A 7,484-nucleotide genomic window follows, 5' to 3' on the forward strand; every position below is an offset into this window, starting at 1 on the left:
TGTTCCTGAGACCTACAGATATTGCGGAACCACACACGACTTGTGTTCGATGTGGTGCGCGAATTCGTCGCGATAGTGCTTGATAAAACCGCGGACGGGCATGGCGGCGGCATCGCCGAGGGCGCAGATGGTGCGGCCCATGATGTTGCTGGCGACGTTGTCCAGCAGGTCCAGGTCCTCGGGACGGCCCTGGCCGTGCTCGATGCGATGGACCATGCGGTACAGCCAGCCCGTGCCTTCGCGGCACGGCGTGCACTGGCCGCAGCTTTCCTCGAAATAGAAGTACGACAGGCGCAGCAGCGACTTCACCATGCAGCGCGTCTCGTCCATGACGATGACGGCGCCCGAACCCAGCATCGACCCCGCCTTGGCGATGGAGTCGTAGTCCATGGTGCAGTCCATCATGATGTCGGCTGGCAGCACCGGGGCGCTCGAACCGCCGGGGATCACGGCCTTGAGCTTGCGCCCGCCGCGCATGCCGCCCGCCAGCTCCAGCAGCTTGGAGAACGGCGTGCCCATCGGGATTTCGTAGTTGCCCGGGCGCTCGACGTCGCCCGACACGGAGAACAGCTTGGTGCCGCCGTTGTTGGGCTTGCCGACCTCGAGGTAGGCCTGGCCGCCGTTGCGGATGATCCAGGGCACCGCCGCGAAAGTCTCGGTGTTGTTGATGGTGGTGGGCTTGCCGTACAGGCCGAAGCTCGCCGGGAACGGCGGCTTGAAGCGCGGCTGGCCCTTCTTGCCTTCCAGCGATTCGAGCAGCGCGGTTTCCTCGCCGCAGATGTAGGCGCCGTAGCCGTGGAAGGCATGGAGCTGGAAGCTGAAGTCCGAGCCGAACAGCTTGTCGCCCAGGAAGCCCGCGACGCGCGCTTCCTCGAGCGCTTCCTCGAAGCGCTCATACACTTCGAAGATCTCGCCGTGGATGTAGTTGTAGCCGACGCTGATGCCCATGGCGTAGGCGGCGATGGCCATGCCCTCGATCACGATGTGCGGGTTGAAGCGCAGGATGTCGCGATCCTTGAAGGTGCCGGGCTCGCCCTCGTCGGAGTTGCACACCAGGTATTTCTGGCCGGGGAACGCGCGCGGCATGAAGCTCCACTTCAGGCCGGTGGGAAAGCCCGCGCCGCCGCGGCCGCGCAGGCCGGAAGCCTTGACCTCGGCGATCACGTCCTCGGGCTTCATGCCCGTGGTGAGGATCTTCTTCAGGGCCTCGTAGCCGCCGCGCTTGACGTAGTCGGCCAGGCGCCAGTTGCTGCCGTCCACGCCCGCCATGATCTGCGGCGAGATGTGGCGGCCATGCAGGCACATGGAGTTGGACAGGTCGTTCAGGGGGTTGGGATCCAGCCCCTGCGAAAGCTGCTTGTAGATATCGGGCGCGTTCATGCCGACTCTCCTTGCGCCTTGAGGGTCGCGACCAGCGCGTCGAGCTTCTCTTCCGTCATGCGCACGCACATATGCTTGTTGTTCACGATGACCACCGGCGCATCGCCGCAGGCGCCCATGCACTCGCCCTCGATCAGCGTGAACTGGCCGTCGGCCGTGGTTTCACGGTAGTCGACGCCCAGCTTGCGCTTGAGGTAGTCGCCGGCACGTTCGCCGTCGCGCAAGGCACAGGGCAGGTTGGTGCAGACGGCGATCTTGTTCTTGCCGACGGGCTTGACGTCGAACATGTTGTAGAACGTGGCGACTTCCTGCACCGCGATGGGCGGAACGCCGATGTAGTTGGCCACGTCTTCGATGATGTCGGTGGCCAGCCAGCCCTTTTCTTCTTGGGCGATGGCCAGCGCGGCCATGATGGCGGACTGCCGCTGGTCGGCCGGGAACTTCGCGAGTTCCCGGTCGATTTTCTGGTAGGCCTGTTCGGAAAGCAGCATAGTTTGAATCCGGGTTATGCGGGCGTGCTCGTGACTGTGCGTGCGGATCAGCGGTCGATCTCGCCGAAAACGATGTCCTGCGTGCCGATGATGGTCACGGCGTCGGCGATCATGTGACCGCGCGACATTTCGTCCAGCGATTGCAGATGCGCGAAACCGGGTGCGCGGATCTTCAGGCGGTACGGCTTGTTGGCGCCGTCGGACACCAGGTAGATGCCGAATTCGCCCTTGGGATGCTCCACCGACGCGTACGCTTCGCCGGGCGGCACGTGGAAACCTTCGGTGAAGAGCTTGAAGTGATGGATCAGCTCTTCCATGTTGGTCTTCATGGCGGTGCGCTTGGGCGGGGCCACCTTGTGGTTTTCGATCATGACCGGGCCCGGGTTGTTGCGCAGCCATTCCACGCACTGGCGGATGATGCGGTTGCTCTGGCGCAGCTCGTTCACGCGCACGAGGTAGCGGTCGTAGCAGTCGCCGTTCACGCCGACGGGAATGTCAAAGTCGAGCAGGTCGTAGACCTCGTAGGGCTGCGTCTTGCGCAGGTCCCAGGCCACGCCGGAGCCGCGCAGCATGGGGCCCGTGAAGCCCAGCGCCTTGGCGCGGTCGGGATCGACCACGCCGATGCCCACCAGGCGCTGCTTCCAGATGCGGTTGTCGGTGAGCAGGGTTTCGTACTCGTCGACGCAGGCCGGGAAACGGTTGGTGAAGTCTTCGATGAAGTCCAGCAGCGAGCCGGAGCGCGCGTCGTTCATGGCGCGCACTTCCTTGTCGCCGCGGTACTTGCTGGTTTCGCCATACTGGGGCATGGCGTCCGGCAGGTCGCGGTACACGCCGCCGGGACGGTAGTAGGCCGCATGCATGCGCGCGCCCGACACCGCCTCGTAGCAGTCCATGAGGTCTTCGCGCTCGCGGAAGGCGTACAGGAACACCGCCATGGCGCCCACGTCCAGGGCGTGCGAGCCCAGGGACATCAGGTGGTTCAGGATGCGGGTGATCTCGTCGAACATCACGCGGATGTACTGCGCGCGCAGCGGCGGCTCGATGCCCAGCAGCTTCTCGATGGCCATGACGTAGGCGTGCTCGTTGCACATCATGGACACGTAGTCGAGGCGGTCCATGTAGGGCAGCGCCTGGATGTAGGTCTTGTGCTCGGCCAGTTTCTCGGTGGCGCGGTGCAGCAGGCCGATGTGCGGGTCGGCGCGCTGGATGACTTCGCCGTCCAGTTCGAGCACGAGGCGCAGCACGCCGTGCGCGGCCGGGTGCTGCGGACCGAAGTTGAGCGTGTAGTTCTTGATTTCTGCCATGATTTAACGCCCCATGCCGTAGGTGTCTTCGCGGACCACGCGCGGGGTGATCTCGCGCGGATCGATGGTGACCGGCTGGTAGATGACGCGCTTCTGCTCGGGGTCGTAGCGCATTTCGACGGTGCCCGACAGCGGGAAGTCCTTGCGGAAGGGATGGCCGATGAAGCCGTAGTCGGTGAGGATGCGGCGCAGGTCGGGATGCCCCTCGAAGACGATGCCGTACAGGTCGAAGGCCTCGCGCTCGAACCAGCCCACCGAAGGCCAGCATTCGATCAGGGAAGCGACCATGGGGAATTCGTCATCCGGCGCCCAGGTGCGCACGCGCAGGCGCCAGTTGTTGGAAATGGACAGCAGGTGCACGACCACCGCGAAACGCGAACGGTGCACCTTGGCGCCCGTCTGGTCGGCGAATTCGCGCGTGCCGTTGCCCCAGGTGAGGTAGTCGACGCCGCAGAGGTCGATACAGGTTTCAAAGCGCAGCCCGGTCTCGGTGCGCAGCTTGGTGCAGACGGAGAACCACTGTTCGGCGGGCACTTCGAGCGTCAGCTCGCCCAGCGCCTCGGTCAGCGCGATGTCCGCGCCGAGGGTGGTCTGCAAATTGGTTTTCAGGGTTTCGAGCCTGGTCATCATCTTGTACGCTTAGGTGAACCGATACGCTGTCCGTCGGGACGGGCGGAGGCCGCGGGGCCTGGCGCCGCCCTGCCCCGCGGGATCAGCGGGCAATCGTGTTGGTCAGACGGATCTTGTTCTGCATCTGCAGCAATCCGTAGACCAGCGCCTCGGCCGTGGGCGGGCAGCCCGGCACGTAGACGTCTACCGGTACGATGCGATCGCAGCCGCGGACCACCGAATACGAGTAGTGGTAGTAACCGCCGCCGTTGGCACAGGAGCCCATGGAAACCACCCAGCGCGGCTCGGGCATCTGGTCGTAGACCTTGCGCAGCGCCGGCGCCATCTTGTTGCACAGCGTGCCCGCCACGATCATGAGATCGGACTGGCGCGGACTGGGACGGAAAATGATACCGAACTGGTCCAGGTCGTAGCGGGCCGCGCCCGCGTGCATCATCTCGACCGCGCAACAGGCCAGGCCGAAGGTCATCGGCCACATGGAGCCGGTCTTCGCCCAGTTCAGGAACTTGTCCGCGCTGGTGGTGATGAACCCTTGCTTGAGAATGCCGTCTATAGCCATATTCGTCTCTGATAGCGTGCGGAGGATGAGCCTGCGGGCTCACTCCCAATCCAGCGCGCCCTTTTTCCATTCGTAGATGAAGCCGACGGTAAGCACGGCGAGGAACACCATGACCGTCCAGAAACCGACGAGCCCGACCGTGCCGTGGGCGATGGCCCAGGGGAACAGGAACGCGATTTCCAAGTCGAAAAGAATGAACAGAATCGCCACCAGGTAGTAGCGCACGTCAAACTTCATGCGCGCGTCTTCGAAAGCCTCGAAGCCGCATTCATAGGGGGAAAGCTTCTCGGCGTAAGGACGCCGCGGGCCAAGCAGGGACCCAGCCGTCAGGAGCGCGAACCCGATGAGGGTGGCCACTACGATAAACAGCAGGACGGGAAAATACTGTTGCAGGTTCATTCAGGCGTCCGTCAAATGCGCAAACCTTTGGATTGTAGCATTCACGTGGTTACTTCTGGCTGAACTCTGACGCGCAAACAGCGGGTGAAAGACTGCATTCCTCAGGCGAAACAATCCGCTTTATCGGACCTCTTTCCACCCCTGCGCGCGCCGCATCCAGCCCCCATGCCCCCGCATGGGCGGACCCGCGATCCGGCTCGCGACACTTCTATTATCGCGCACCCCGGCAACGCGCTTTTCCGACGCCGGACATAATGCAAAAAGCCACCCCGGAGGGTGGCTTTCAAGCAAGCGGGGCGAAGGACCGCTTGCCCGTCTTCCGATTCAAATCCAGGCAGGGCTTGCGCCCTGCATTGGATTAGAAGCGGTGACGGATACCGACGCCGACGGCGGTCGACTTGACGTCGTCGATGAAGGCGTAGTTCTTGGCGTACGAGCCGTAGGCGTACAGGTTGGTGCGCTTGGACAGGTCGTAGGTGTAGCCCAGCGAGAAGATGTTCATCTTCTCGTCGCCGCCCGTCAGCTTATCGTTCGACGGGTCGACCATTTGCCACGAACCGAACAGGCTGGAAGCGCCGCCGATCGGGGCGGTCAGGCCGACCATGTACGAATTGGCCTTGAAGCCGTCAGCGAACACGTTGGTGGCGTCGTCAGCAAAGGTGGACAGGATCGAGCCGGAAGCGCCGTTCACGCCCGGGCCGGCGAACCAGCCGTCGGTCGTGCGAGCGTAGGCCAGGGCCAGCTTCACGACTTCGAAGTCATACGAACCGCCGATGGTGTACTGGCGCGGAGTAGCGTCGGTTTCTTCGGTGGTCAGCTTGTTCGAAGCGTTCAGTTGGTCATAGGCGAAGGCCACGTTCAGGGGGCCGTTCACATAGCGCAGACCAGCGGTGATGGCGCGGGTGTTGTCAGCGGTGCGGAAGCCGGTTTCGGTGCCGCGGTTCGAATCAGCGTTGAACGAATAGCCAACGCCCAGCTGGAAGCCGCTGAACGACGGGGTTTGGTACATCACCATGTTGTCGTAGCGCTGCGTGTTGGCGGCGCTGATGGCGGTGCCGATGTTGGCTTGGCCGAAGCCGGCGCCGAACGGATCGATCGAGCCGAAGTACTTCGAGGCGATGTTGGTTTGACGACCGAAGTCCAGTTGACCCCAGCTGTTGCTGGCCAGGCCGACGGTGGCTTGACGGCCGAACAGGCGGCCGCCTTGGGCCGACTTACCGTTGCCCGAATCGAAACCCGATTCCAGCTGGAACACGGCGCGCAGACCGTCACCCAGATCTTCCGAACCGCGCAGACCCCAGCGCGAGCCGTTCTGGACGCCGTTGATCATGCCGATGCGGCTGCCGTCGGCAGCGTCGCTGATGCCCTTGATCTTGTTGTAACCAAGGCCGGTATCGATGATGCCGTACAGCGTGACCGACGTTTCTGCCTGGGCGACACCGGCGAAACCGGCGAGCAGGGCGGCAGCGAGCAGAGTCTTTTTCATTTAAGAAATCTCCGTTGATTTGAGTGACAAGAGCAGCAATGCAGCGAACCGGCCTGCCGCCCCCCTAACTCCGCGAAGGGAAGTTGACGCTATTGCATCAAAAATCAGGGGGACTGGCTATGCCCGACGCCAGAAAAGTGCAGGTTTGCGACAGCCATGTTGGGAAGATGCAACACCTCGCACAGGCGTTTTCGATGGGCATTGGGAGTAACCCTCGAATTTTGCGCCGGCCCGTATTCATGCGATTCCCAGCCCCGACCCCAATTGTTGGAAGCGAATCGCGGCGAGGTTTGGACGTATTTTAGGGACACTTTCGGGCGGTTTGGCCATCCTTTGCCGCCGGCCGGGCGCAGCGTTTCATTGCGAGCCGGTTTCACGTATATTGATAACATCGTTATTTCAAAAGAACATCGCAATGAATCCACCTGCCAAGACTTCCAGGAGGCTGTCTCCGGAGGCGCGCGGCCAGCGGCAGGCGCAGTTGCAGGCCCTGCGCCGGCAGCTCGTGCTGGACGCGGCCCAGCGGGTGTTCGAGCGCGAGGGTCTGGAGAAGACCACGGTGCGGGCCATCGCGCACGAGGCGGGCTGCACCACGGGCGCCATTTACCCATGGTTCGAGGGCAAGGAGGCCATTTACGGCGCTCTGCTCGAAGACTCGCTCAATCGCCTGCATGGCGCGCTGGCGGCGGCGCTGGCCGCCAGCGCGCCCGCGGATGCGGCGCGCAGTGTCATTCAGGCGTTCTTCCAGTACTACGCGGCGCGCCAGGGCGAGTTCTCCCTGGGGCTCTACCTGTTCCAGGGAACCGGCCCGCGCGGGCTGGGCCGCGAGGCGGACGCGCGCCTGAACGCGCTGCTGCTGGCCTGCGTGGATGCGCTGGGCGAGGCCCTGGTCCGCACCCGGCCCGGCCTGGCCCCGGCGCGCGAAACCACGCAAATGAATGTTTTCACCTACCTGATGGGCCTGCTGCTGCTCCTGCATACCCGGCGGCTGAAATCGCTGGGCCAGCGGGCGGAGCCGCTGCTGGACCAGTATTGCCTCGCCCTGGAGCGCCCATGACGCCGACACCTGTCGCGGAGGCGGAAGCCCCGCTCATCAGCCTTGCCGATTTCCAATCCCTGCTGGCGACCCAGCATCCGTTTTCGCTCGTGCTGGGCATCGAAGTGCTGTACGTGGGCCGGGGCGCCGCCCGGGCCGTGCTGCCCGCGCGCGACACCCACCAGCGCCTGGGCGGCAT

The 7,484-nt window shown here is 63.8% G+C and carries 8 protein-coding genes and 1 pseudogene; 2 read left to right on the forward strand and 7 right to left on the reverse strand.

Annotation, left to right across the window (positions count from 1 at the left end):
* Positions 1–12: 12 nt before the first annotated feature.
* From nuoF to AD428_RS04910, 7 genes are all read right to left on the reverse strand, one after another.
* Complete coding sequence (gene nuoF, locus AD428_RS04880; RefSeq protein ID WP_053244380.1) at positions 13–1,380, reverse strand: NADH-quinone oxidoreductase subunit NuoF; 1,368 nt, start codon at positions 1,378–1,380, stop codon at positions 13–15.
* Positions 1,377–1,871, reverse strand: coding sequence for an NADH-quinone oxidoreductase subunit NuoE (gene nuoE, locus AD428_RS04885; RefSeq protein ID WP_053244381.1), 495 nt, complete (start codon positions 1,869–1,871; stop codon positions 1,377–1,379). The genes nuoF and nuoE overlap by 4 nt, the downstream gene beginning before the upstream one ends.
* 47 nt (positions 1,872–1,918) lie before the next feature.
* Positions 1,919–3,175 (reverse strand): NADH-quinone oxidoreductase subunit D, encoded by a 1,257-nt coding sequence (locus AD428_RS04890; RefSeq protein ID WP_053244382.1) that lies wholly within the window; start codon positions 3,173–3,175, stop codon positions 1,919–1,921.
* A gap of 3 nt (positions 3,176–3,178) precedes the next feature.
* A complete protein-coding gene (locus tag AD428_RS04895) occupies positions 3,179–3,805 on the reverse strand; it encodes an NADH-quinone oxidoreductase subunit C (RefSeq protein ID WP_053244383.1) in 627 nt (208 codons plus the stop codon).
* 82 nt (positions 3,806–3,887) lie between these two features.
* Positions 3,888–4,364, reverse strand: coding sequence for a NuoB/complex I 20 kDa subunit family protein (locus AD428_RS04900; protein ID WP_006217960.1), 477 nt, complete (start codon positions 4,362–4,364; stop codon positions 3,888–3,890).
* A 39-nt stretch (positions 4,365–4,403) separates the two neighbouring features.
* Complete coding sequence (locus AD428_RS04905) at positions 4,404–4,763, reverse strand: NADH-quinone oxidoreductase subunit A (RefSeq protein WP_053244384.1); 360 nt, start codon at positions 4,761–4,763, stop codon at positions 4,404–4,406.
* 358 nt (positions 4,764–5,121) lie between these two features.
* Positions 5,122–6,249 (reverse strand): porin, encoded by a 1,128-nt coding sequence (locus AD428_RS04910; protein WP_053244385.1) that lies wholly within the window; start codon positions 6,247–6,249, stop codon positions 5,122–5,124.
* 415 nt (positions 6,250–6,664) lie between these two features.
* Between AD428_RS04910 and AD428_RS04915 the strand changes: the two genes are divergently transcribed.
* Both AD428_RS04915 and AD428_RS04920 read left to right on the forward strand, forming a co-directional pair.
* A complete protein-coding gene (locus tag AD428_RS04915; RefSeq protein ID WP_082308264.1) occupies positions 6,665–7,306 on the forward strand; it encodes a TetR/AcrR family transcriptional regulator in 642 nt (213 codons plus the stop codon).
* Positions 7,303–7,484, forward strand: a pseudogene (locus AD428_RS04920) (PaaI family thioesterase); the annotation flags it as partial. The gene AD428_RS04915 and the pseudogene AD428_RS04920, both read left to right, overlap by 4 nt.

This window comes from Achromobacter sp. DMS1 (assembly GCF_001270295.1).

What these genes read in the sequence shown, in the direction of transcription:
- nuoF (WP_053244380.1), bottom strand. Translation starts at nt 1,380, where the DNA reads ATGAACGCGCCCGATATCTACAAGCAGCTTTCGCAGGGGCTGGATCCC.
- nuoE (WP_053244381.1), bottom strand. Translation starts at nt 1,871, where the DNA reads ATGCTGCTTTCCGAACAGGCCTACCAGAAAATCGACCGGGAACTCGCG.
- AD428_RS04890 (WP_053244382.1), bottom strand. Translation starts at nt 3,175, where the DNA reads ATGGCAGAAATCAAGAACTACACGCTCAACTTCGGTCCGCAGCACCCG.
- AD428_RS04895 (WP_053244383.1), bottom strand. Translation starts at nt 3,805, where the DNA reads ATGATGACCAGGCTCGAAACCCTGAAAACCAATTTGCAGACCACCCTC.
- AD428_RS04900 (WP_006217960.1), bottom strand. Translation starts at nt 4,364, where the DNA reads ATGGCTATAGACGGCATTCTCAAGCAAGGGTTCATCACCACCAGCGCG.
- AD428_RS04905 (WP_053244384.1), bottom strand. Translation starts at nt 4,763, where the DNA reads ATGAACCTGCAACAGTATTTTCCCGTCCTGCTGTTTATCGTAGTGGCC.
- AD428_RS04910 (WP_053244385.1), bottom strand. Translation starts at nt 6,249, where the DNA reads ATGAAAAAGACTCTGCTCGCTGCCGCCCTGCTCGCCGGTTTCGCCGGT.
- AD428_RS04915 (WP_082308264.1), top strand. Translation starts at nt 6,665, where the DNA reads ATGAATCCACCTGCCAAGACTTCCAGGAGGCTGTCTCCGGAGGCGCGC.